This window comes from Vreelandella alkaliphila (assembly GCF_016107625.1).
GTDB classification, from domain to species: domain Bacteria; phylum Pseudomonadota; class Gammaproteobacteria; order Pseudomonadales; family Halomonadaceae; genus Vreelandella; species Vreelandella alkaliphila.
Genome location: NZ_JABASV010000006.1, coordinates 144,811 through 166,883 on the forward strand (window position 1 = coordinate 144,811; position 22,073 = coordinate 166,883).

Annotated in this window: 20 protein-coding genes, 1 CRISPR repeat array and 1 riboswitch (1 of these 22 running past the window's edge); of the genes, 11 read left to right on the top strand and 9 right to left on the bottom strand. The window is 54.9% G+C overall.

Features of this window, described 5'->3' with window-relative positions:
• Window positions 1–2,037: direct repeats of the CRISPR family, unit length 28 nt; unit sequence TTTCTGAGCTGCCTGGGCGACAGCGCAC; it begins 4,892 nt to the left of the window's first position.
• A 129-nt stretch (window positions 2,038–2,166) separates the two neighbouring features.
• From cas6f to cas1f, 6 genes are all read right to left on the bottom strand, one after another.
• Window positions 2,167–2,736 (bottom strand): type I-F CRISPR-associated endoribonuclease Cas6/Csy4, encoded by a 570-nt coding sequence (gene cas6f / locus JFC11_RS10870; RefSeq protein ID WP_198349551.1) that lies wholly within the window; start codon window positions 2,734–2,736, stop codon window positions 2,167–2,169.
• Window positions 2,737–2,739: 3 nt separating this feature from the next.
• Window positions 2,740–3,765 (bottom strand): type I-F CRISPR-associated protein Csy3, encoded by a 1,026-nt coding sequence (gene csy3 / locus JFC11_RS10875; protein WP_038480461.1) that lies wholly within the window; start codon window positions 3,763–3,765, stop codon window positions 2,740–2,742.
• A gap of 15 nt (window positions 3,766–3,780) precedes the next feature.
• Window positions 3,781–4,749, bottom strand: a complete 969-nt coding sequence (csy2, locus tag JFC11_RS10880; RefSeq protein ID WP_198349552.1) for a type I-F CRISPR-associated protein Csy2 — start codon at window positions 4,747–4,749, stop codon at window positions 3,781–3,783.
• Window positions 4,742–6,118, bottom strand: coding sequence for a type I-F CRISPR-associated protein Csy1 (gene csy1 / locus JFC11_RS10885; RefSeq protein WP_038480455.1), 1,377 nt, complete (start codon window positions 6,116–6,118; stop codon window positions 4,742–4,744). Before csy1 ends, csy2 begins: the two co-directional genes overlap by 8 nt.
• A gap of 224 nt (window positions 6,119–6,342) precedes the next feature.
• Window positions 6,343–9,687 carry a type I-F CRISPR-associated helicase Cas3f gene (gene cas3f / locus JFC11_RS10890; protein WP_198349553.1) on the bottom strand — a complete coding sequence of 1,115 codons (3,345 nt, stop codon included), beginning with the start codon at window positions 9,685–9,687 and terminating at the stop codon, window positions 6,343–6,345.
• On the bottom strand, window positions 9,687–10,670 hold the full coding sequence (gene cas1f, locus JFC11_RS10895; RefSeq protein WP_198349554.1) for a type I-F CRISPR-associated endonuclease Cas1f: 984 nt from the start codon (window positions 10,668–10,670) through the stop codon (window positions 9,687–9,689). Before cas1f ends, cas3f begins: the two co-directional genes overlap by 1 nt.
• Before the next feature lie 154 nt (window positions 10,671–10,824).
• On the opposite strand from cas1f, the gene JFC11_RS10900 reads away from it, so the two are divergent.
• The 5 genes from JFC11_RS10900 to JFC11_RS10920 all read left to right on the top strand — a co-directional run bounded on the left by JFC11_RS10900 (window position 10,825) and on the right by JFC11_RS10920 (window position 15,273).
• The gene (locus JFC11_RS10900) at window positions 10,825–11,487 is read left to right on the top strand and encodes a hypothetical protein (protein WP_198349555.1); all 663 of its coding nucleotides are present in this window, start codon (window positions 10,825–10,827) and stop codon (window positions 11,485–11,487) included.
• Between the two features lie 300 nt (window positions 11,488–11,787).
• Window positions 11,788–12,522, top strand: a complete 735-nt coding sequence (locus tag JFC11_RS10905) for a metal ABC transporter ATP-binding protein (RefSeq protein ID WP_038486467.1) — start codon at window positions 11,788–11,790, stop codon at window positions 12,520–12,522.
• Window positions 12,506–13,396: a metal ABC transporter permease gene (locus JFC11_RS10910; RefSeq protein ID WP_009723865.1), complete on the top strand. Its 891-nt coding sequence runs from the start codon at window positions 12,506–12,508 to the stop codon at window positions 13,394–13,396. Before JFC11_RS10905 ends, JFC11_RS10910 begins: the two co-directional genes overlap by 17 nt.
• 28 nt (window positions 13,397–13,424) lie before the next feature.
• Window positions 13,425–14,444, top strand: coding sequence for a metal ABC transporter solute-binding protein, Zn/Mn family (locus JFC11_RS10915; RefSeq protein ID WP_120385928.1), 1,020 nt, complete (start codon window positions 13,425–13,427; stop codon window positions 14,442–14,444).
• 136 nt (window positions 14,445–14,580) lie between these two features.
• Window positions 14,581–15,273, top strand: coding sequence for a cupin domain-containing protein (locus JFC11_RS10920; protein ID WP_120385929.1), 693 nt, complete (start codon window positions 14,581–14,583; stop codon window positions 15,271–15,273).
• Between the two features lie 21 nt (window positions 15,274–15,294).
• Here the strand turns inward: JFC11_RS10920 and JFC11_RS10925 are convergent, their stop codons facing one another.
• Both JFC11_RS10925 and gloA read right to left on the bottom strand, forming a co-directional pair.
• On the bottom strand, window positions 15,295–15,660 hold the full coding sequence (locus JFC11_RS10925; RefSeq protein WP_038480437.1) for a DUF6164 family protein: 366 nt from the start codon (window positions 15,658–15,660) through the stop codon (window positions 15,295–15,297).
• A gap of 1 nt (window position 15,661) precedes the next feature.
• Window positions 15,662–16,195 (bottom strand): lactoylglutathione lyase, encoded by a 534-nt coding sequence (gloA, locus tag JFC11_RS10930; protein WP_198349556.1) that lies wholly within the window; start codon window positions 16,193–16,195, stop codon window positions 15,662–15,664.
• Window positions 16,196–16,439: 244 nt separating this feature from the next.
• Between gloA and JFC11_RS10935 the strand changes: the two genes are divergently transcribed.
• From JFC11_RS10935 to JFC11_RS10960, 6 genes are all read left to right on the top strand, one after another.
• Complete coding sequence (locus JFC11_RS10935) at window positions 16,440–16,784, top strand: hypothetical protein (protein ID WP_038480431.1); 345 nt, start codon at window positions 16,440–16,442, stop codon at window positions 16,782–16,784.
• 55 nt (window positions 16,785–16,839) lie between these two features.
• Window positions 16,840–16,935: riboswitch (TPP riboswitch) on the top strand.
• Between the two features lie 24 nt (window positions 16,936–16,959).
• Window positions 16,960–17,769: a hydroxyethylthiazole kinase gene (thiM, locus tag JFC11_RS10940; protein ID WP_038480428.1), complete on the top strand. Its 810-nt coding sequence runs from the start codon at window positions 16,960–16,962 to the stop codon at window positions 17,767–17,769.
• Window positions 17,759–18,373, top strand: a complete 615-nt coding sequence (gene thiE / locus JFC11_RS10945; protein WP_038480426.1) for a thiamine phosphate synthase — start codon at window positions 17,759–17,761, stop codon at window positions 18,371–18,373. Before thiM ends, thiE begins: the two co-directional genes overlap by 11 nt.
• Window positions 18,370–19,290, top strand: coding sequence for a LysR family transcriptional regulator (locus tag JFC11_RS10950; protein WP_038480425.1), 921 nt, complete (start codon window positions 18,370–18,372; stop codon window positions 19,288–19,290). The genes thiE and JFC11_RS10950 overlap by 4 nt, the downstream gene beginning before the upstream one ends.
• 91 nt (window positions 19,291–19,381) lie before the next feature.
• On the top strand, window positions 19,382–19,789 hold the full coding sequence (locus tag JFC11_RS10955) for a DoxX family protein (RefSeq protein WP_038480423.1): 408 nt from the start codon (window positions 19,382–19,384) through the stop codon (window positions 19,787–19,789).
• 71 nt (window positions 19,790–19,860) lie between these two features.
• Window positions 19,861–20,598, top strand: coding sequence for a DODA-type extradiol aromatic ring-opening family dioxygenase (locus JFC11_RS10960; protein WP_038480419.1), 738 nt, complete (start codon window positions 19,861–19,863; stop codon window positions 20,596–20,598).
• Here the strand turns inward: JFC11_RS10960 and trhP are convergent.
• Window positions 20,591–21,961, bottom strand: coding sequence for a prephenate-dependent tRNA uridine(34) hydroxylase TrhP (gene trhP / locus JFC11_RS10965; RefSeq protein ID WP_038480416.1), 1,371 nt, complete (start codon window positions 21,959–21,961; stop codon window positions 20,591–20,593). The genes JFC11_RS10960 and trhP overlap by 8 nt on opposite strands.
• Window positions 21,962–22,073: the final 112 nt, after the last annotated feature.

The following is a 22,073-nucleotide window of genomic DNA, read 5'->3' on the forward strand; positions in this document are numbered from 1 at the left end:
CCGACCGTAAAGAGATATTGGCAGGTATGTTTCTGAGCTGCCTGGGCGACAGCGCACAAACGCAGGCGTAAAGAAGTGCGCCTTGATTCTTTCTGAGCTGCCTGGGCGACAGCGCACGGTGTGCCAAGCCAGGCGATTGAACGCCACCATTTCTGAGCTGCCTGGGCGACAGCGCACTCACTAAAGCCATTAGCGGCCTTTTCGGTGGCTTTCTGAGCTGCCTGGGCGACAGCGCACGGTAGCGCTGCAACGGGTGCAACTGTTGGCTCTTTCTGAGCTGCCTGGGCGACAGCGCACTGCATGTATCAGCCACGCCAGACCTTGCTCCATTTCTGAGCTGCCTGGGCGACAGCGCACCAGGAGGCGGAAGCCGCACAAGCTAAGGCAGATTTCTGAGCTGCCTGGGCGACAGCGCACATGATGCATTGTCGAATAGCGCTGCTATACGATTTCTGAGCTGCCTGGGCGACAGCGCACTTCAGCCTCAGCGACCATTTGCGCGGCGTCCTTTTCTGAGCTGCCTGGGCGACAGCGCACCTGGCCGCCCCCTAACTGTGCGCTGCCGCCCATTTCTGAGCTGCCTGGGCGACAGCGCACGATTCGTCGAGCCGCCAGGCGAGTAAGTTGGTTTTCTGAGCTGCCTGGGCGACAGCGCACACACCGCTGCTAGCAGAATTGCGCAGCTTGCTTTTCTGAGCTGCCTGGGCGACAGCGCACGATGAGCATACCGCCCGCGACGGTCACGCCCATTTCTGAGCTGCCTGGGCGACAGCGCACTTCACGCTCACAACCGGCCAGCAGATCCGGCCTTTCTGAGCTGCCTGGGCGACAGCGCACAGAAACAGCAAAGACTTCTCAGGAAGCTACGCTTTCTGAGCTGCCTGGGCGACAGCGCACTCCAGCGTCGAGCCAATATTCTGGTCGTGGGTTTTCTGAGCTGCCTGGGCGACAGCGCACTAATCGGCTTATGCTCTACCGGCCAGCGAAGTTTTCTGAGCTGCCTGGGCGACAGCGCACGCCGCACCGCCGAGCTGTTCACCGGCCAGCTTTTTCTGAGCTGCCTGGGCGACAGCGCACGGGCAACGCGCACGCCGACCCGATACGTCCCATTTCTGAGCTGCCTGGGCGACAGCGCACTGGATTGAGCGGCACGGCGAGGGGATGAAGCGTTTCTGAGCTGCCTGGGCGACAGCGCACAGAAACAGCAAAGACTTCTCAGGAAGCTACGCTTTCTGAGCTGCCTGGGCGACAGCGCACGGTTGGCTCGCGGGCGCTCCGGCGCTCCTTTTTTTCTGAGCTGCCTGGGCGACAGCGCACTCTCCCGTGAATGAATGGCCCCGAGCGCAAACTTTCTGAGCTGCCTGGGCGACAGCGCACGCCTGCCCGGATGACCGCCTGGTTATCATCGATTTCTGAGCTGCCTGGGCGACAGCGCACGGCAGCACATGCACCGGGCCGGTGTCGTTGGTTTTCTGAGCTGCCTGGGCGACAGCGCACACACTAGACAGGCGATCCTCGATTTCCAGCAGTTTCTGAGCTGCCTGGGCGACAGCGCACATTATGACACCGGCTCAGTGCCAGGCCATCCATTTCTGAGCTGCCTGGGCGACAGCGCACCGGAAGCCTAAGAGGCTTTCCGTACCGTCATCTTTCTGAGCTGCCTGGGCGACAGCGCACTTCATTACCCAGCATCAACCAGGCTTCATCCATTTCTGAGCTGCCTGGGCGACAGCGCACTCTGCTAGCAGCGGTGTGTGCGCTGTCGCCCATTTCTGAGCTGCCTGGGCGACAGCGCACGGGTTGATTTCGGTTTGCCGTGCGATGAACGTTTTCTGAGCTGCCTGGGCGACAGCGCACGTGAATATTCATGCTGCCCGTAACCCGCCCCATTTCTGAGCTGCCTGGGCGACAGCGCACGGAAAGCGCACGCTGTGTGCCACTGGCTCTCGTTTCTGAGCTGCCTGGGCGACAGCGCACCGTTGCTGGAGAGCTATTACATCGCGCCTGCATTTCTGAGCTGCCTGGGCGACAGCGCACTAGAGCATATCAAAATTAATGTGCTGATTGTTAAAGAGCTTCGATGGAAAAAAGCGGTATCACCCTTTTTTGAGCGACACCGCTAAGTGGTTGATTATTGGTTGCCTATTTTCATACTGAAAAAAAGGGTCAAAACCACGGCACGGTAGCGTTACTGCTTAAACCATAGTGGTTAAACGCACCCGCCACTGCGTTTTCATGAGCTTTGCTATGTTCTATAAACAGGCTGAATCGCTGTTGAGTAGAACGGCTATTGATCTGTACAAAGGGTAGCTCTATACGCCGTTCAGCCAACTTGGCATAGATCTGCCGTGCCTCATCTTCTGAGATGTTATGCCGTTTAGCGTAGCGTTTTGCGCGGCTTGGGCTGCCCGTATTGAACTGTTTGCGCGCTACGTTGATGTGCTTTGCACTTGCAGGCACTGCCAACGCTTCGCTGACGCTAACGTGGTCTCGCATACCGGTTAGCCAGTCAGCGCCCATCAGTTGCTTCAGCCGCGCATGTGGGCCATGCAAACGCAGGTGGTCGCCTAACGTTCGCGCTCGGATACCATGCTTATGACCTGGGAAGCTGACGCCAACATCATTGGCCTCTAGGTCGAAAAGCGCCCGGTGCAACTTGTTGTAAAGCGCGCCCATTAACATCGGCTCTGGAAAATCCGGGTCGGGCCTTAAACGGATATCGATATAGTGATCCATGGCTTACCCCGCTTCGCCGAACACGCCGCCACGGATCAGGGTTGCCATCACAAAGTGCTGGTTCTCCTCAGAAGGCACTTGGTCTTTGATCATCCAGTTATCTAGCAGTGAGTAGAAGTCAGCTTTCTGCTTGGGCTGGCGATACGCTTTGCCCTGGGTGGTCACCGAGCCATAAGGCTCGACAGCAATAGGCCCCAGATCTTCATCGTTTTCATTGGGGTACCAAGTGTCGATGGTACGGATAGCGTTACCCAGCTTCTGCGAATGAATACCGGCAATCTCGCTGACGTGATAAAGCGTTTTGCTCTTGTCGCCACGGCCTCGATCAAGAATCAGCTCTTGAGAAGGAAACACCTCTTGTCCGCTACCCATGCGGACATAAGCCACCACCTCTAGCAGTAAGTGCTGCTCGCCCGCCAACGCGGAGGCGATTACACCCGCAAGTTCTTTAAGCTCAGCGGTGTACTCAAAAGCCCGCAACGAGAGCGACAGTGCATCAAACGTCCACTCTTTGGTGGCTTTGCCTTGAGCCAACTGGCGAATGCTGACCTCGACTTGCTCTGCGCCCATGCGGTTACGCCACAGAAAGCGACCATTAGCGAGGTTATTGGCATAACGATGCGCCAGCTCATCGAAGCCTTGCGCCTGTTTATATTCGGCAACTGCCTGTTCAAGCTTGGCTTGGTACTCAGCGTTATTACAAGCTGAGGGCGTTCCAGCACCGGCCAAAACACGTAGGGTGAAACGTGCAACTAACGTATCCGCATCATGGGGCAACGTGGCTACATCCACCGTTTGCAGGTTGGGATTTTCAATCTGTGCATCCAACTTGGCAGGATCTTGGTCTTTCGCCTTCAAGCGGTTGGAAATCGTGCCGCGCACCGACTTTTCACGCACCACCACCGGCTGCCACTGCTGTTCATCTTGGCGCTTATCCCAATGGCTGGCGTACAGCAGCGCATCGGAAGGGTCGAGCTTGCGCTCAAACGCGAGGACAGAAGCGGTTTTGAGGGTGTCGTTTTTAGCCATGATAAAGCTCCTTGTTTACTGTGCTGAGGCGCGAAGGTGATAGTCGTTATTGAGACGGTAGAGGCCCGCTTCTTCGTCGTTATCAACGTACCAAAGCAGGTCTTCAGGTTGCTTCATGCGGTGCGGGCTAACCCATTCCCCCATGGAGTAGAGGCTTTCGACAAAGCGGAACGGGGTCTTGGTATCGCGGGCGTTGGCCACTTCTCCAGGCTTAAAAAGATCAGAAATAGCGCCATAACCCACGGGGATAGGCACCAGCCAGCCGCGATAGGGCCGCTGGGCCTGCCAAACAGGCTTCTCGTTCGGCTCGCCTGCATTTTCTAACGTGCAGTAATGGTTAAGACGAGAAAGGTCTAGCCACGCATCCAGCAAGCTGGCATCGGGGTTGTGCTGTTGCAGCGTTTGAAGGTGCTCGGTGAGGTAATCATCCCGAAGGGTGAGGGCAAAGCCCGGCAGCCAGCGCCGCTTTAAGCGCGCGAACTGCGTTTGACGCCGCTCTTCATCGTCATCAAGCGTGACCCATTGCGGGCGTTGTTTATGGGTTGGCACCGCACGGTTAGGGATGACACTGCCTCCGGCAATGCGCATGCCCGCTACAATCTCTCCGATTTGTTTAGCGATATTCTGATGCTCGCTTTCTACAGAGCCGGTATCAATCGAGAAGATCAGCGTAATATCCAGATGGATACGCCCTTCTTCTACAATCGCTGCCGTACCGCCTGTCTTATCCACCGGATTACGCGTCAAGTGAAAGCCACGGATGTAACCACCCTCAGTGGCCTGGGCTTCAAAGTCATGGCAAATAACCCCAACGCGGTCTAACAAAACGGGAAGACTCGCCCCTGCTAACTTCCGCTCCAGAGCATGCATCAAACCTACAAATGCACTCATGGCAGGAAAGCCCCAGGTCATTGGGCTGGAAATCGCGTTGGCGTTTTGTACACGCAGGCGCGGCAGAACTAGGAGGTTTTTTACTTCACTCATCGTCATCACCTCCTGGCAGGTTGGTTAAGTCTTCCGTTAGGCTTTCCATCCAGCGGCGATCACGATCCTGCAGGCGTTGATGGGTCGCATCGTTCGCGAGCGCTTTCTTCCAGTGGCGGAACTCCACATCACCCAACGGCAGTTTTCCGTCTAACGCGGTATTGAGCCAGCTAGCAAAGCGGTGGCGAATATCGTCTGCCCACTCCACGCTGTTTCGGGCTTCACGAAAAGCGATATCCTCTTCGGCGCGACCAGGGTCTAGCCAATAAATTTCTTCTACTGATAATTCGCACTTTTCATCGTCGCTCCAGCCCGCAGGCAGGCTATGCATCTGCATGGCAAACAGCGCCAGCTCGTCCATCAACATGGCGGTGTAGTCATCGCGCAGGTCGCGGGTATGCATGTCTGACGTAGGGTTCGTTTCAAGAAACTGTTTGAGGTCTTTCACCAGCGAGCGCACGTCTGAACGACTGTCAAAGACGCCAGGGTGAGAGAAAACCGATGCGACTTTCAGTGGTGGGCGAATATCGCGCACATTCCAACTGGGTGGCATGGAAGCTAGTAAATAGTTATTGCCGCCCCGCTCGCTATTCAGCTGCGAGATATTTTGTGGCTTGGTACCACCCATTTTCTGGGCGGCCAAGTTGGGATAACTGTGCACCGAGTGCTCAGCGTATTTGCCTTCCCGTTTGGCTTTACGTGCCTCTTTGGCCTCTTCGCTAAAACGGTCATGGTTAATGGTTTGAAAGACAAGGTGCGCCAGAGAAGTGGCGTAGAGCGGTGCTAGCAGATGGAAGTTCTCAGCGTCATTTTCTACGTCTGCAGCGTCATCCCCCACCAGCCAGTAGAGCTGTTTGCCTCGGGTATGCGAGGCGTGCTCACCACGCGGTTCGGTAATCGCCGCAAAGGCGCTGATCCACGCCTGAGCTTGCTCAGGATTATCGCTTAACGCTTTTGCCAGCTCAGTGTCGTTTTCCAGCGCCCGCTCAAGTAGCGACTTTCCCTCAAATTGCAGCTTCAAGAACTTATAAACATCCAAGGCGGCAGCGTTCCCTACGACATCGCCCGCAAAATCAGCGGGTAGCGTGTGGCTGCCGACAAGAGAGTGGTTATTTAGCGATTCAGGTGGGGCGTAAAGATTGGAGCCTTTGGCATCGGGATGGATAGGCTTGAGGGAGTGGGTGACGACTTGTAGTTGACCGACCCGCTTTGCGGCACTCTCTATCCAGTTATCGAATTGAAACTGCTCAACTAGCGCTTGATATTTAGGATCATCAGAGGCTAGTTTGTCCGCTCTGGTATCGAAACGCTCTTTTAAGAAGGCTTCAATCCCAGAGCGTATTTCTGGCGCTCTACTATTATCTGCCATACATTCTCCTTGTCGTTATCCCACCCTGCTGGCATAGAAATAATGATAAATCACAGCGACCACATCTTTAGTATTCTTTGGTCTGAAGAAGATCAACAGTTTGTAGGTTTATGCTCTCATTTCCCAAGTCTTTCCTGGCTTGCTAATGACAGCTCGGATGCGCTTGCTGGCATCAAAACGCTTGTACACGAAACGCTCGCGGATACTAACGAGCATGCTTAATTTCATTTGCTCCGCCAAAACCCCAACACCGGGTGATACCCCCACCGCTGGCTTCTAGCCGAGGCCGTTACCGTGCCGAAGGTACGGGCGGCGCGATCCAGGGAGATATCCAGGTCTTCAGCCAAGTCGGCCAGAGCTGTTAAGTAGTTGCTTGCGCCCCAGGGTTGTATCCGCTCGCCCTGCTCTTTTGCCAGGTCTACCCGCACCAGAAGACTCTCTTCCACCGGAACGTAGAGTTTTTCACCACGCCTTGCGCCATCGTCTACGCGGTGTAGCGTCCAGGTTTCACCGCTCTCATCAGGCAGCAACGCTAGCGTTATTTCAGATTCGAGCTGCTTGCGAAATGGGTCGCGCTGTATCAATACACCAGTTAAATGCAGTTGCGGCATCACATGCCAGCTATAGGCTCCTAAGGGTGGCGGCTTAGGCGTTTTGCCGATTCGTAGCTCTTTTTTGGTTAACGGCTCGGCGGGCTGTTCGATCATTAGTTGGTGTAGCCGTTCGTGCTCCAGGTCTACCAGGCTATCTTTGGCGTGCAACGTTTCCCTTGCCAGCACACGGGGGCGGGCATCAATCACCTTGTACTCATCTTCCGTTAACAGCTCACTAAGCGAGTGGCTACTCAGACGCCATTGAAGATCTGTTTCAAAGCCAGGTTTGTGGAAGGCAGGCTTTCCAGATTGCTCTAAATGTTTGAGGTTAGTATCGAGCAGCAAAATATTGGGCGATTCACACACCTGCTCGCGGTGTCGGCGTACTCGGCCCGCCAGCTGGATAATCGAGCGCATAGAAGAAGGCTCCACTATGGCCCAATCATAGTCGTGGTCGCGGCCCACCTCCGTCACCGGCGAGCCTAGAACGATAAACAGATGATCCTGCTCCTTGCTGCTATCTAGCAGGCGACGAATATCCGGTTGCTGGAAAACGCGATCAGGCTCCGCCCGTTGCAGTGTTTTGTCTAATCGGCGCTCAATGCTAGAGCGCATCACCAACGGGTGTCGGGAGTGGTAAACGCAGAGGTGGATGCGTACACCTTCCGGCGCACCCTGCTGAAACAGCGCCCTGGCGACATCCACTAAGGGATCAATATTAGCCATGCGAACCAAGCCAAAGCTGACCCGTTTACCCGAATGTAGGTCAACGGAGTGATGCTGCTGGTGGAGTGCTAGCGCATTCTCACGCAGTAGGGTCGCAATGGCTGGCCTTATCTCTTCAGGGCGTTTGCCCAGCGGCGGCAACGCTAAAATATCCGCGCGGCGGCGTACTGGGCTTTTGGCGAGGCGCTCTAACCGATGCTTGGCAAAGACCTGATGCGCGGCCTTGAAGGTCTCGCTACTGGCACAGTTTTCATGCTGGCGGTCGTGCTCGTCGAACCAGGCGCAGCAAATATCCACCGTCAAACCCGGTTCGCCCCGGTGGCGCTGAAAGGCTTCCCGACCGCTGCGATAGGCTTCATACAAACCTTCCACCAGCGCAGGCGGCAAGGTGGCCGATGACAGCAATACCCGTGAACCTAGCAGCCCCGCCCAATTGACTAGCCGGGTAAGCGCCGGCAGGTCGTTGATATCGAAATCGTCGATTTCGTCGAGCACTAAATCGCTGCTCATCAGGCGCAGCATGGGCACGATCTGCCGCCCGCCGCGTGTGCTTTCCGTGGCAGGCACTAGATGGTCAACGGTACATACCAAAATGGGCGCGGCGATCAGCGCGCGAGTGCCCGGCTCATCGCTCAAACGACGCAGTACCGGGTGGCTATCAAAATTGCCGTCAAACACCACGTGAGCATCTTCTTCGATCAGCGCTTGCTTAGACGCCGAGCCACTAGCTTCGGCTTCTTGCTCGTAGTGTTCAAACAGGGCTTTATTAGCGCTGCCACCCACGCGCACGGCAAGTTCGTCTTCACCCAAATGCAAACGATCACGTAGAGCCTGGCCAGTTTGAAGGGTTAGCGTGCGCAGCCCCAGCGCGATGCTAAAGCGCGCGCCCTGCTGGGGGTCGGCCAGAGCATACATAATACGGCCATTGGCGAGGGTTTTACCGCAGCCGGTGGACGCCATGTTAATGCCAAAAAAGCCTTGGCGCTGGCTGCGCTCCCTTAGCGATTGAGCAAGGTCGAAAGCTTTATCCTGCCAGCGAAAGCGTGGGTGGCTACTGCGCTTACGGAAGCCTTTATGGCGCGCTAAACGGGGTAAGTGGCTGTCTACGCTGGGTAGTGCACGGGCAACCGCTGCCGCGTGTTTCTCAACTCCTAAAATATGCTCGTCTAACGGCTGATTGGGCTGCCCTGTCTTGCGCACGGTATTGGCAATTAACGGATAGTTGGGTTCGCCGCGCACACGATGCTGTAAGTCTTCAAGGCTTGAGTAGTGGTGGTCGGCCAGCATTAAGCTAAGCCGGGCTAAGTGCATAACGTAGCGGCTTTCCAGCAAGTTCCCGCTTTGTGGCAAACGCGCCAGCAGTCGCTTCGCGATTACCGCTGTCCGCTTTTGCCAGCGCGATGTTGTGACAGGCAATCCGCTGCTGAATCGCCAGTAAGGCGCGATGCGTTTAGGGTCTTGCGTCTCAGGAATCTCGTTCCACTCGGCATGAATAGAAGCAAATAAGCCGCCCAGCTGTTCTGCCTGAAGTGGTGAGTTTCCTCTGCCCCAGCGCATTTCTTTTTCACCATCTTTTTCCGGCGGTTTTAAAGGTAGCCGGTGGTGGCTAAGCACCAGCCAACCCAGCACAGCAGCCAGCGGAGGTAAACAACTAAACACTGTAGACGTGGATTTATCTATCCCGTCGCGTTCTAAATTTTCTAGCCACTGCTGTTCTTGGTATTGGCCTTCGGCTAAGCGTGCAAGCCACGTGGCGTCGTCGTCACCCCCTACAAACGCTTGGAATAGGCGTAGTGATATCCACTCATGGCGGTATAAATTACGCCCTTCCAGCTTGCCTTTCAGCCGCTGCTGAAAGGCATCGCAGGCTTTTCCCAGATCGTGGAGTAACGCAGCCATTGCTGTGAGCAATAAAATGTCTTCACCGTTATGCCAGTCGTTTTCATCGCGGCGGCGAAGGATATCTCTTGCAGTGGTATTAGTTGGTACTGCGCCATTGATGTTAAACCGCGACGCATCCCCCACTACCCACATCAGTTCGCTTTGATCGTGGCCACGAATCCAGTGGCAGGCAACAGCGGTATTTTTACGGGCAGTTTTACGCAGCAGTTTGCGCAGCGTATCCAGCCCTGCCTGAGTAATCGGTGTTTGCCAGGTGCGGTCACCGCGGCGTTCGGCAAATTGATCGAGAACACGGCGAGTTTGCTTGAGTGCATTTTTATTGCACTGGGAAATCAGCAGCACGTTCATTACTCGCCGCTCCTCAACTCTTGCCCCAGCTCCTGGGCGACTTCCTTTAGCGTATCAATCATAAAGTCGAGAGATTCGGTGCGCGTTAAGCGCTCAATACATGCTTGGCGAAACTCCTGCTCTTCGTCCCCGCGCATGGCGGAAATAAACGCTTGGGGCAGGATCACCGCGTCTTTCACCAAATCCGCTACATCAAACACCAACCCACCCCGGCGGGTTTTACCGTGCAGTACCGCAAGCCCGTGGGGAATGCCCAATACCCAGGTGGCGGTCGCCGCTAGGCCATAGGCGAGGTAGTTGCCGTGATCAAGAAAGCGGTTGGCAGGATCAGTGCCTGCGCCACGCTTGGCGCGGGTGAAATCACCGTAGTCGACAGCATTCACGGCCAGCTTGAAAAGCGTTTTGGTGAGCCGGGCCTCAAGGGTAAGTAAATCGACGGTGCTCGGTGCTTTGCTGATCGCTTCACGGTGGTGGGCAAGTGCGCTGTGCAGGTGATCAGTGGCAATACTAAAGCCAGCGTCTTTCATCACGCGATTTGTCCAGAGCGCTTCAATGCGAGTAAGGCGTGCCTGCTGAAATGCCCTGGCGGCATCCAGACGCTTGGCATCGTCAAACCAGAAGCGCACCCAATATTGGAGATACTCCGTGGGCCGGTACTCGCTTTGCGGGGTCAGCCAAGCAACATCCACATCGACTTCATTGGCAGCAAATAGTGGCGTGCCGCCACCACCGCAAAACCCAACCAGCACACCTGCCTTGGCAAGTTCACGCATGGCCGCTTGTGTTATCGAAGTGCCCGTTCCCAATAGTAGTGAGGTGGTATTGGCAATGGGGATATTCCAGTAGCGGGATTTGCTGCCTTCGTCGGTGACGTACTCTACGCGGCCACCGTTCACCAATACCCGACAGTGCTGGAGGTAGTAGAGATTGGCACGTTTGGAGTGAAGGATGGTTTTAAGATCTGACGGTGAGAAATCATCCATGACAGCGCTCCTTTTTAGTTTCCTCCCATCTAACCATTCTTTACCCAACCTCGCCATTGACCTTAGTCATACTTAGCCCACACCGATTCCACGCTAGCGCCTTTGGCTCAACGTGCTACGCTGCGCGTTACTTTTCTTATTTGGGTGATTCGCTATGCCGATGTTTCGTGTGTTGGCGGCTTCCGCGCTGGTGCTGCTCACGCTGTTTACGCAAGCTCAGGCGCAATCGTCTGCTGACTGGTCGGCTTACGATGAGGTGTTTGAGCGTGGGGCGAACCACGCAGCGTGGTGGGAAGCAGGCTGGACGGGCATTTATGCGGCGAGTTTTGCGCTGAATGCTTACCAATCCAGCGAGGCTAGCAGCCGCGATGATCGTTTTGATGCGCGGGTGGGGGTGGTGAAGTCGGCGCTGGCTCTCGGGGGTATGCTGACCGATCGGCAGCCGCATCAGGCGGCACTGGTTGAGTACGAGCGCTTGAAGGCACGTGGTGAGTTAAGCGGTGTACAGGCACTCGGCTTAGAGCTTGCTCAGGCAGAACGTGAGCGCCGTGGGTTTGATGCACGCATTAGTTCACTGGTGGTCAATAGCCTGGCTGGGGCCGTGATTGCCGCCGATGGTCGTGAACGGGATGGTGCCGTGAACTTTGCCACCGGCATGTTGGTAAGTGAGCTACAGATTTGGACGCAGCCCAACCAGGCTTCTAGCGCAATTAACCGTTTTCAGCCTGCTCGATTCTCGGTTGGGCCTGTCACGTTGAACGGTGAATACGCCCTGCTTGTCTCACCCCAGCAAATTGGCGCTGCTTGGCGCTATTAGCCGCGTAGTAATCGCCGCACACCATGGTCATGTTAAAAACATTGTCAGTGCAACAGGATTGTCAGCACACCAGGAGCGCGTAAAATATCGGGCTCTTTTTTGGTTTTGCCAATTGTTATGTTATAACTTATTTATTGGTTAGCGAGGACACTCAATGAGTGAGCATATGCATCGCCATAACAAGGAAGGTCCTTGTCATTTTTCGCTGATGTCATTATCTGCCGCGAAGCGGTTGGGTCTAGTGGCACTGCCGCTGCTGGGTTTATGGGGTTTAGTTTTGTGGGCAAGTGGGTGGCCGCTATGAGTGAACGTTCACTTTCACGCCTGCAACTGCATGATTTGCACCTTGCCCAAGGCGGGCGCACGGTGCTTGAGCATGTCGATGGTGACATAAAACCTGGTGCTATTACGGCGCTTATCGGCGCCAACGGGGCGGGCAAAAGCACGTTGATCCAAGCGATTATGGGTGAACTGCGGCCTATTAGCGGCAAAGTGATTTGCACCGTTGATAAAGCACGCCGCGCATGGTTACCGCAGCAACTGGCTCTGGACCTTACCTTTCCGATGAGCGTGGAAGAGTTGGTGATGACCGGCAGTTGGCCAAGCCATGGGGCGCTGAAAGGCTACTGTGCGGCGCATTATCGCAAGGGTCGCGACATCATGGCGCGCTTAGGCATTTCTCATTTGGCCCACCGCCCTTTGGGTGAGCTTTCCGGTGGCCAGCGCCAGCGGGCGCTGATTGGCCGTACGTTGATGCAGGAAGCGGAGCTTTTGTTACTGGATGAGCCGTTTGCCAACGTAGATAGCGATACGGTGGATATCTTGATTCGTATTTTGCGCCAAATGGCTGATGAAGGCGTGACCATCATTATTGTGCTGCACGACATGGATCATCTGAGCCGCCTAGCTGATGAAGTTTTGATGCTAAGTGGTGGCCATGGTCGCTGGGTCGCGCCTAGTGCGCTTAGCCACCAACATGCATCGGCCAAGGTAGTGCCGTTTGCTTTGGGAGGTCGTCATGCTGGCACTGCTTGATGCATGGTTTGTTGCACCTTTTGATTATGGCTTTATGCGACGTGCGGTCGTGGGTGGCTTGGCACTTTCGCTGGCTGCCCCGCCGCTGGGCGTGTTTTTGGTGCTACGGGGCATGAGCCTGATTGGCGATGCGATGGCCCACGCTATTTTGCCTGGGGTGGCGCTGGGCTTTTTACTCGCAGGGTTCTCTCTGCCGGTGATGAGCGCCGGGGGCGTTCTGTTCGGCGTGATGGTGGCCTTACTTGCCGGTGCAGTGTCGAAAATGGGCGGCCAGCGGGAAGATGCGGCTATGGCGAGTTTTTTTATTATCTCGCTAGCGGCCGGAGTATTACTCATTTCTATGGGTGGCAGCAGCGTGGATTTAACCCATGTGCTGTTCGGCTCAATTTTGGCGATTAACTCCACTGCGCTACTGCTCATTGCCTCTATCAGCACACTGATTGTGATTATTTTGGCGATCATTTTCCGCGCGTTGGTCGTGGAGTGTTTAGACCCGCTGTTTTTACGCGGGCAAAGCCGCCGTAGCAGCTGGGTACATAGCGTTTTTTTAGGGCTATTGGTGCTTAATTTAACCGCGGGTTTCCAAACCTTGGGCACGTTAATGGCGGTGGGTTTAATGATGCTGCCTGCCACTGCGGCGCGGTTTTGGAGCAAGCGGCTGGAAGGCTTGATAGGTATTGCCGTGGTATTGGCCATGATCGCCAGTACCGGCGGGCTATTGATTTCGTTTCATCTTGATACCCCGTCAGGGCCGAGCATTATTCTGCTGGCTGGGGTGGGTTATCTACTGTCGGCACTGTTCGGCCGCTATCACAGCTTAGCCGCTAAGCTGCGGCGTAAGACAACGCCGCTGGCGCTTGAACAGTCGTCATAACTCTTTGTTATTTTTGTAGGAGCGTTATATGTCGCTTTTCTCTTCATCGCGCTGGTGGGTGGGTGTTTCGGCCATGCTGGCATTGCCTGCGGCAATGGCTAACGACCGTGTCCAGGTAGTTACCAGCTTCTCTATCTTGGCTGATATGGTCGAAAACGTGGGCGGCGAGCACGTTGACGTAACGTCGCTTGTCGGCCCTGACGGCGATGCGCATGTTTATTCGCCAAGCCCAGGCGACGCCCGCGCGCTGGCCAGCGCAGATGTGGTGGTCTTTAACGGACTGCTGTTTGAGGGCTGGATGGAGCGTTTGATTGAGTCTAGCGACTATACGGGTGCATTGGTCACCGCAACCAACGGCATTCAACCCCGCGCCTTTGCCAAACACGATCATGAAGAACACGGCCATGACGATCATGGCCACGACGATCATGGCCACGGGCACGACGAGCACGATCACAGTGAACATGACCATGGTGATGACGACCCTCACGCATGGCAGGATCTACAGCAGGCAAAGGTCTACGTTACCAATATTCGCGATGGCTTAATCGAAGCAGACAGTGCTAATGCTGAAAGTTATCAAGCGAATGCTGAGCGCTATTTAGCGACAATAGACGAGGCTGATCATGAAATTCGTGATTTGCTGAGCGATATTCCCGCTTCTGCCAGCGTGATTACCGGCCATGATTCGTTTGGCTATTTCTCAAACGCTTATGGGGTGAACTTTCTTTCCCCTGTCGGCCTTTCTACCGAGGCTGACCCCAGCGGTGCCAGCATGGCCGCGCTGGTGGATGTCATCGAACAGGAAAACGTGCAGGCGCTGTTCCACGAGAACATGACCAACCAAGCCATCATTAATCAGCTTGCCGAAGAAACTGGCCTGCCGATTGCTGGCACGCTGTATGCCGATGCACTGGCCAGCGAAGGCGATGCCAGCACTTACCTAGGCATGATGCGTCATAATGCGAACGTGCTGCACTCAGCATTAGCTGAACCGGGTCATGACGATCATGCTCATGAACACGATCATCATGGTCATGAGCATTAAGCCAAAAAGTTAACTATTGAATACCGCCGCAGGGCGGTATTTTTTTGCGTTGCATTTTGTCCCAGGGATGGGGAGACTTGCACTACTGCTGTAAATTTTCATCTCTGTAAATTCCCCCCTGCAAAGAGCCAACACCATGCGCCTGAACGCCGATTTTAGCCACTTTGCCAGTGTCACGCCGGATCAGTACCATTGGGTGGACTCCCCCAGCGCGGGTGTAGAGCGCATGATGCTAGACCGCATTGGCGACGAAGTCGCCAGAGCCACTAGCTTGGTACGCTACGCGCCCAACAGCCAGTTCAACCGCCATACTCATGGTGGTGGTGAAGAAATTTTAGTGCTGGAAGGTGTCTTTGCCGATGAGCATGGCCGTTACCCGGCAGGCAGCTACTTACGCAACCCGATTGGCACTGGTCATACCCCGCAAATAGGGGAAGAAGGCGCACTTATTCTGGTGAAGCTACACCAGTTTGATGAAAACGATATTCTGCAACTGGCCGTGCCTGCCCATAGGCTGCCCTGGCAGCCCGACCGACGGCCAGGTATTACTTACAAAATGCTGCACACCTATAGTTCAAAACAGTATGGCCCAGAACGAGTCAGCCTAGAGCGCTGGGAAGCCAATACACTAGTGTCTTATCCACCGCTTGCCGGTGGTTTAGAGCTGTTTGTACTGGAAGGCTCTCTGCTCAGTGATGAGCAGGAATATGCTACCGGCAGTTGGTGCCGCTACCCAGTAGGTGCGGCACCTCAGTTACGCGCGGGTAATGAAGGCGTGCAGCTTTATCTAAAACGCGGGCACTTAGCCACTGTTAAGCTACCCAGCTAATCTACAAAACTGTTTACAAATCTAGCCTACCAAGCCAATAAACGGCAGCAGCGTTAATAGGGCGATCAGCACCACGGCAACGATTACCAGTACGACTTGCACGGGGTGGGCGAGGAAGCGCCGCCATAATGTTGGTGCATTGCCACTGGCAACCGCTTCTTCGTGCTCTCGCCGTGCTTTAGCTTGACGCTTTTCCTGATACGCCGCCAATGCCGCTTCAGCGGCCTCGCGCTGAGCAGTGTTACGTAGCCAAATTGCATCGACACCCAGGCGAAAAAAGCCCGCCTGGGTTTCATAGACATCAAAGCCCTGCTCATCTAGCAATTGGCGTACTTCTAACGCCTCTTCATCGGTCACGTGGCGTAGCCGAAACAGCAAGTGGGCCATATTAGTCGCCCATGGCTGCCATGCGGTCTGCCTGAATCACTTCGATCCAGTAGCCATCTGCATCTTTGACAAAGATAACGTCTTTCATCTTGCCCTGGTCCGCGCGCTTGATGAACGTCACCTCATGCTCATCAAACCATGCTTGAGCAGCTTCTAAGTCAGGCACACTAAAGCAGATATGACCAAACCCTTGAGGCTCAGCGTTACCGTCATGATAGGCAAAGTCCTGCTGATCTTCTGTGCCCCAATTATGCGTCAACTCCAGCAAGCCTTTCTGACTGAAGGTCCAGGCAGTGCGTGCTTGACTGTCTTCTGGCACGTTATCGCTGCTTTCGAGATTGGCTAGGAAGTAGAGCGAAAACTGCATCTCTTCGAAATCCAATCGGCGTAGCACCTGCATTCCAAAAACCTTAGAGTAGAACGCTAGCGCACGTTCGGGATCCTTCACCCGCAGCATGGTGTGATTTAAGCGAAACCCTTGGGTTTGCGGCGCTACGGGCGCGACGCCGGAATGTTGTTCGCCTTGAAAACTCATTTTGCTCTCCTGTCGCTAATGCTGATCATTGAATCCATTGAGCCTCACTTACCGCTTACCATGGGGGCTTTAGAGCCATAATACCAGCCCTTACAAGCATGTAGGATTCACTAACGCAGTGTCACATTAAGCACACTGGCAATACTAAACAAAACCCCTACACTTATTATTCATAAACTTTACAAAAAGCAGTTCCCGCAACATGAGCGATGCCCCACCTTTGAGGCGCCCACAGGAGTTTTCCATGACCGCGATTGATATGACCCTCGGTGACCACATAACGTTAAAGCAGTTAGCCCATGCCATACACAATGGCTTTTCACCGATTGTGGAAGTTGAATCAATGGATGGTATCTATAAGGTTCGCTTCCATCACGCGAACGGTGTTTCTGATTTAACCAGTGCTGAGGGGCATGTCAGCACGTTTTTGGGCACCGGTGAGATTCGCGACACCCTTGGACAGCTGGGCCTCACTCATGGCGTGCTTACGTTTGCCGACCAGTGTGGCGATGAAATGATTGGTGTTGAGGGTAAGGCGATAACGCCTGATGAGATGCTCACCTACGGAACACGCATCTCGTTTCGTTGATATTTGCTCATAGCGTTTCCCAGGCTTTACAGATTGATCTAAGCCAAGGATAGTACCATCACGACAGGGGCGCCCTTGCTTAACGGGCTGAGAAGCACCCTTTGAACCTGAACCGGATAACACCGGCGTAGGGAGTCGTGGTGCAACTGCATCACCTCCCAGCCGGGAGGATATTATGCCTTCACGCCCACTCGGCGATTATCTCCGCGATCTGCGCGCTGCCACACCGCTGGTACATTGCATTACCAACTATGTGGCGATGAATAGCACCGCTAACTTGCTATTGGCGACAGGTGCTTCCCCCGCCATGCTGCATGCTCAAGAAGAAGTGGCGGAGTTCACGGCTATTTCTGGCGCGCTGTCCATTAATATTGGCACCCTCTCTTCCCCTTGGGCTGACGCCATGGCAGTCGCCGCGCGCACTGCTCATGAAAACCATATTCCGTGGGTGCTTGACCCTGTGGCTGTTGGTGCTACCACATTTCGCCTGCGTGTTTGCGAGACGCTGCTGGCTTATCAGCCTAGCGTTATTCGTGGCAACGCCTCAGAAATTCAGGCACTTAACGGACTCGCCAGCCAAGGGCGTGGAGTCGATGCGACTGCTAGCACCCAAGAAGCTACAACCGCAGCCATTGCGTTAGCACAGCAACATCGCTGCGTGGTGGCGGTCACTGGCGAGAGCGATTTCATCACCGATGGCACGGATCATTATCGGCTTAAAGGTGGGCACGCACTCATGCCTCGCGTGACTACCTTGGGCTGCGGATTGAGTGCGCTGGTGGCAAGCTTTGTGGCCGCAAGCCGCGAGCAGCCGCTGGAGGCCAGCTTGGCCGCCTTGGCGTGTTTCAGCATCGCTGGAAGCCGTGCAGGCGAGCAGGCTCAAGGCCCTGGCAGTTTCCAGGTGGCGCTATTGGATGCGCTGTATCAATTATCCCCTGACGACCTTTCGACTCTTGCTCAATGGGAGGCGGTGCATGCCGTTTGATCTTTCACTCTATTTAGTCACCGATGCTGGTCTGTGCGCTGGCATGGGTCTGGAAAAAACCGTTGAAGCTGCTGTGCAGGGCGGCATTACCATGGTGCAGCTACGCGATAAACACGCTAGTGACGAGCACATGATCGCCCAGGCCAAACGTCTCAAAGCGATGTTGGCTGGCAGTGGTGTCCCTCTGATCATTAATGATCGCCTGAACGTGGCGTTCGCCAGCCAAGCGGATGGCTTACATGTCGGGCAAAGCGACACAGCTGTTCAAGCAGCGCGAGCCACTCTTGGCCAACACGCCATTATCGGGCTTTCGATTAACACCCTAGCCCAACTTCAGGAGGCACCTGTCGAATTGCTCAATTACGTCGGTTTAGGGCCCGTGTTTGCAACTGGCAGTAAACAAGACCACGCCCAGCCAATTGGCTTTGATGGGCTGGCACGGCTTGCCAATGCTTGCCAACTTCCCAGTGTCGCGATTGGCGGACTAAAAGCTGAACACATGGCTCAAGTGAAAGCCGCTGGGGCAAACGGTGTTGCGGTTATTTCTGCTATTTGTGGTCAGCCAGACCCCCGCCTGGCTGCACAGGCATTCCACGCGCAATGACCCAGCTCGACCATATCGCGGCGTTTGTAAAGGTCGCTGAGCTGGGTAGCTATACCCGCGCGGCCGAGGCGCTAGACCTTTCTCGCACGCGGGTATCTCGCCAAGTGATGGCGCTTGAAGAGGCATTGGGTGCTCGGCTTATTCAGCGCACCACCCGGCGGCTGCACCTCACTGAAGCGGGAGAACGCTATCTCGTTCGTGCGCAAAGCATTCTGATCGCTTTGGACGAGGCAGCGGCAGAAATCGGCAGTGGCACCAGTACGGTGAGCGGGCAGTTGCGCATCAATGGCCCGATGAGCTTCGGCACACGCTATCTTTCACCGCTGGTTGCACAGTTTATGCAAACGCACCCTGGGCTTGAGGTGCGTTTGGATCTAAACGACCGCCGCGTTGATTTGCTGGAAGAGGGCTACGATGTCGCCATTCGTATTGGCAACCTGCCCGACTCTAGCTTAGTGGCGCGACGGCTCACCCAGTGCCGGATGCTGTTTTGCGCATCACCTGATTACCTCGCCCAGTATGGCACGCCGCTGACTAGTGAAGACTTGGCATCTCACCGCTGCCTTCGCTACCGAAGCGGCCAAAACAGTGGCGATTGGCGGATTGGTCATCAACTACTTAGTATTTCTGGCCCCCTAGAGAGTAATAATGGCGATATGCTGACGCATGCAGCTGAAGCAGGCTTAGGGATAGCGCAACAGCCCAGCTTTTTAGTGACTGATAGCATTGCGAACGGGCGCCTAGTGCCGATTTTGCAGAATCTGCCGCCTGCGTTGCTAGACATCCATGCGCTTTATCCAGCCCGACGCTATTTACCTGCCAAAGTAGAGCGCTTTATTGAGTTATTAGCGGCGGCGTGGGGTGACCCACCAGTATGGGAAATTGAGCTCGGATTGTCGCCTTTATCGCAACAGTGAAGTGCATTAACAGTGGATTATCTCAGTGGCTTTCATCTGTAAAGTGGCACTATCGCATCCAACGTGATGCTCGCGACTAAGAGAGACGGCTATGACCACTGCTAATACTTCACCACTCACCCTCCATGCCACCGCCTTGCTACGTATCAGTTTAGGCGTAATGGCCTTAGCTCACGGCTTGCTTAAGGTGTTTGTCTTCACCCTGCCAGGCACTGTCAGCTATTTTGAATCCCTGGGCTTACCGGGTGTTCTTGCTTACTTAACCATTGCTGCCGAAGTAGGTGGTGGCCTAGCACTTTTACTGGGCATCTATACTCGTTGGGTAAGCCTTGCTCTAGTACCCGTGCTGCTAGGTGCAGCCTCGGTACACCTGGGTAACGGCTGGCTGTTCTCAAACCCGGGTGGTGGCTGGGAATTCCCTATTTTCTGGGCGATTGCTCTGGTGGTACAGGCAGGCCTAGGTGGCGGTAGCGCTGTTGTCAGCCGCAAATTCGCTTAACCGCTCTGCCCGCATTGGCTTCGGCTTGTGCGGGCATCATTAGCCCGCTATAGGCTAACGGAGGTACTAAAATGCTACCCAGCCTGTTTATTTCCCATGGTTCCCCCATGTTGGCGCTGAATAAAACGCCGGCCCACGCTTTCCTACGCGAGCTGGGAAAACGCCTCTCCCCTCGCGCGGTGGTCGTCGTATCAGCCCACTGGGAGAGCCTCACGCTCAAGGTCAGTACTAGCGCACAACCAGAAACGATTCATGATTTTGGCGGGTTTCCACAAGCCCTTTTTGAGTGCCAGTATCCGGCCCCTGGCAACCCTGAATTGGCGGAACAAATTGCAGTATTATTGGGTGCTGAGCGCGTTGAGCGCGGCCTTGATCACGGCGCCTGGGTACCACTTTCGCTGATGTTTCCAGAGGCCAATGTACCGGTCGTTTCCCTGTCGCTACCTGTGCGCTGGGAAAATGACGCGCTAGTCACGCTCGGCGAGCGCCTATCGGCATTGCGAAAAGAAGGGGTTCTGATTATTGGCTCGGGCAGCCTAACCCATAACTTATATGAAACCCTGCCCCAAGGGAGCCCCACCCCCGCCTGGGTAGATGAGTTTGCCCAGTGGGTTAGCGAACATATTGAAGACAATGATCGCCAGGCATTACTTCACTGGGAGCGTGCTCCAAAAGCGCTGGAAAACCACCCGACCCCAGAACACTTCCAGCCCTTACTGGTGGCCATGGGGGCAGGCGGAGATGGAACTCAGTTACACCACAGCGTGGAACATGGCGTACTGGCGATGGATGTCTACGCGTTTAGCTAATAGCAGTGCCTAACGATACAAATTGAGCTTTTCGGGGTGGATCAAGATCGCGCATTAAAAGCGCAAATTCACTCTGCTCCGGGCTAATGCTAACACCTGGCACGGGGAGGCGAACTCGGTGCCCTGAGCCAGGTGCAGCGCGCTGGGCTTCGCCGCGAACGTTCTCCATGTGTTCAAGCACGAAGCGGTGATTGCCACCTGGCAACATGAGTTCCATGCTATCCCCCACTTCGAAGCGGTTTTTAACCTCGATGTCTAACCAGCCACGAACAGGATCGTAGCCCAGCACTTCACCGACAAACTGTTGGTGCACACCGATGGAGCTACCCTGCTGATAACTTTGAAATTCATCGTGAACATGGCGGCGATAGAAGCCTTCGGTATACCCTCTGTTCGCTAAGTTCTCCAGCTCATCCATTAATCCCATATTAAAGGGGCGGCCAGCAACGGCATCATCGATGGCGCGGCGGTAAACCTGTGCGGTCCGTGCGACGTAGTAATGAGACTTTGTCCGCCCTTCGATCTTAAGCGATGCTACTCCCATTTCTGTCAGTCGCGCCACGTGCTGTACTGCACGCAAATCCTTGGAATTCATAATGTAGGTGCCATGCTCATCTTCATACACAGGCATCAGCTTGCCAGGGCGAGTGACATCCTCGATCAGCGCTGAGAGCTCGTCCTGGTCGGCCACCGCCGTTTCAGCGACGTGCTGAGCTGGCAACAGGTCACCCGTATCATCTTGAGTGGCTGCTATGGTGTTATATTTCCAACGACAGGCATTCGTGCAGGTGCCTTGGTTGGGGTCGCGGTGATTAAAATAGCCAGACAGCAGGCAGCGTCCTGAGTAGGCAATACATAGCGCACCATGAACGAAGGTTTCGATCTCTAAGCCTGGGCACTCTGCGCGTATTTCGCCAATCTCTTCAAGGGATAGTTCCCGCGACAAAATAATGCGGCGAATACCTTGGCGCTGCCAGAATTGAGCGGCGGCCCAATTGACGACATTGGACTGCACCGACAGGTGGATCTCTTGATCTGGCCAGCGATCGCGAACCATCATAATCAGGCCCGGGTCTGACATGATCAACGCATCGGGACCGGCCTCAATGACAGGCTCCATATCCCGTAGGTACGTTGTCAGCTTGCTGTTGTGCGGAGCAATGTTGGAAGCAACATAGAATTTCTTACCTCGCGCATGTGCGTACTCAATACCACGATGCAAATTATCGATTTTAAAATCGTTGTTACGCACCCGGAGAGAGTAGCGCGGCTGACCTGCATAAACGGCATCTGCCCCATAAGCAAACGCGTAACGCATATTTTTAAAGGTACCGGCAGGCGAGAGTAATTCGGGAGCTTGCATAGACAGTCACCGTTATCAGGACGATGGCGCGCGTGCGCAGTGATGAAAGAGCCGGATTATAACCAGCTCAAACAGCCTGTCTTGCTCAGCTATCTACTTTGCTGACCCAGAT

Excerpts from the sequence above, each read along its gene's own strand:
- csy3 (WP_038480461.1), bottom strand. The coding sequence starts at position 3,765 with ATGGCTAAAAACGACACCCTCAAAACCGCTTCTGTCCTCGCGTTTGAG.
- JFC11_RS10950 (WP_038480425.1), top strand. The coding sequence starts at position 18,370 with ATGACCCAGCTCGACCATATCGCGGCGTTTGTAAAGGTCGCTGAGCTG.
- JFC11_RS10920 (WP_120385929.1), top strand. The coding sequence starts at position 14,581 with ATGCGCCTGAACGCCGATTTTAGCCACTTTGCCAGTGTCACGCCGGAT.
- csy1 (WP_038480455.1), bottom strand. The coding sequence starts at position 6,118 with ATGGCAGATAATAGTAGAGCGCCAGAAATACGCTCTGGGATTGAAGCC.
- JFC11_RS10900 (WP_198349555.1), top strand. The coding sequence starts at position 10,825 with ATGCCGATGTTTCGTGTGTTGGCGGCTTCCGCGCTGGTGCTGCTCACG.
- trhP (WP_038480416.1), bottom strand. The coding sequence starts at position 21,961 with ATGCAAGCTCCCGAATTACTCTCGCCTGCCGGTACCTTTAAAAATATG.
- JFC11_RS10935 (WP_038480431.1), top strand. The coding sequence starts at position 16,440 with ATGACCGCGATTGATATGACCCTCGGTGACCACATAACGTTAAAGCAG.
- JFC11_RS10960 (WP_038480419.1), top strand. The coding sequence starts at position 19,861 with ATGCTACCCAGCCTGTTTATTTCCCATGGTTCCCCCATGTTGGCGCTG.
- gloA (WP_198349556.1), bottom strand. The coding sequence starts at position 16,195 with ATGAGTTTTCAAGGCGAACAACATTCCGGCGTCGCGCCCGTAGCGCCG.
- cas6f (WP_198349551.1), bottom strand. The coding sequence starts at position 2,736 with ATGGATCACTATATCGATATCCGTTTAAGGCCCGACCCGGATTTTCCA.
- JFC11_RS10925 (WP_038480437.1), bottom strand. The coding sequence starts at position 15,660 with ATGGCCCACTTGCTGTTTCGGCTACGCCACGTGACCGATGAAGAGGCG.
- csy2 (WP_198349552.1), bottom strand. The coding sequence starts at position 4,749 with ATGAGTGAAGTAAAAAACCTCCTAGTTCTGCCGCGCCTGCGTGTACAA.
- JFC11_RS10955 (WP_038480423.1), top strand. The coding sequence starts at position 19,382 with ATGACCACTGCTAATACTTCACCACTCACCCTCCATGCCACCGCCTTG.
- cas1f (WP_198349554.1), bottom strand. The coding sequence starts at position 10,670 with ATGGATGATTTCTCACCGTCAGATCTTAAAACCATCCTTCACTCCAAA.
- JFC11_RS10905 (WP_038486467.1), top strand. The coding sequence starts at position 11,788 with ATGAGTGAACGTTCACTTTCACGCCTGCAACTGCATGATTTGCACCTT.
- thiE (WP_038480426.1), top strand. The coding sequence starts at position 17,759 with ATGCCGTTTGATCTTTCACTCTATTTAGTCACCGATGCTGGTCTGTGC.
- JFC11_RS10915 (WP_120385928.1), top strand. The coding sequence starts at position 13,425 with ATGTCGCTTTTCTCTTCATCGCGCTGGTGGGTGGGTGTTTCGGCCATG.
- JFC11_RS10910 (WP_009723865.1), top strand. The coding sequence starts at position 12,506 with ATGCTGGCACTGCTTGATGCATGGTTTGTTGCACCTTTTGATTATGGC.
- thiM (WP_038480428.1), top strand. The coding sequence starts at position 16,960 with ATGCCTTCACGCCCACTCGGCGATTATCTCCGCGATCTGCGCGCTGCC.
- cas3f (WP_198349553.1), bottom strand. The coding sequence starts at position 9,687 with ATGAACGTGCTGCTGATTTCCCAGTGCAATAAAAATGCACTCAAGCAA.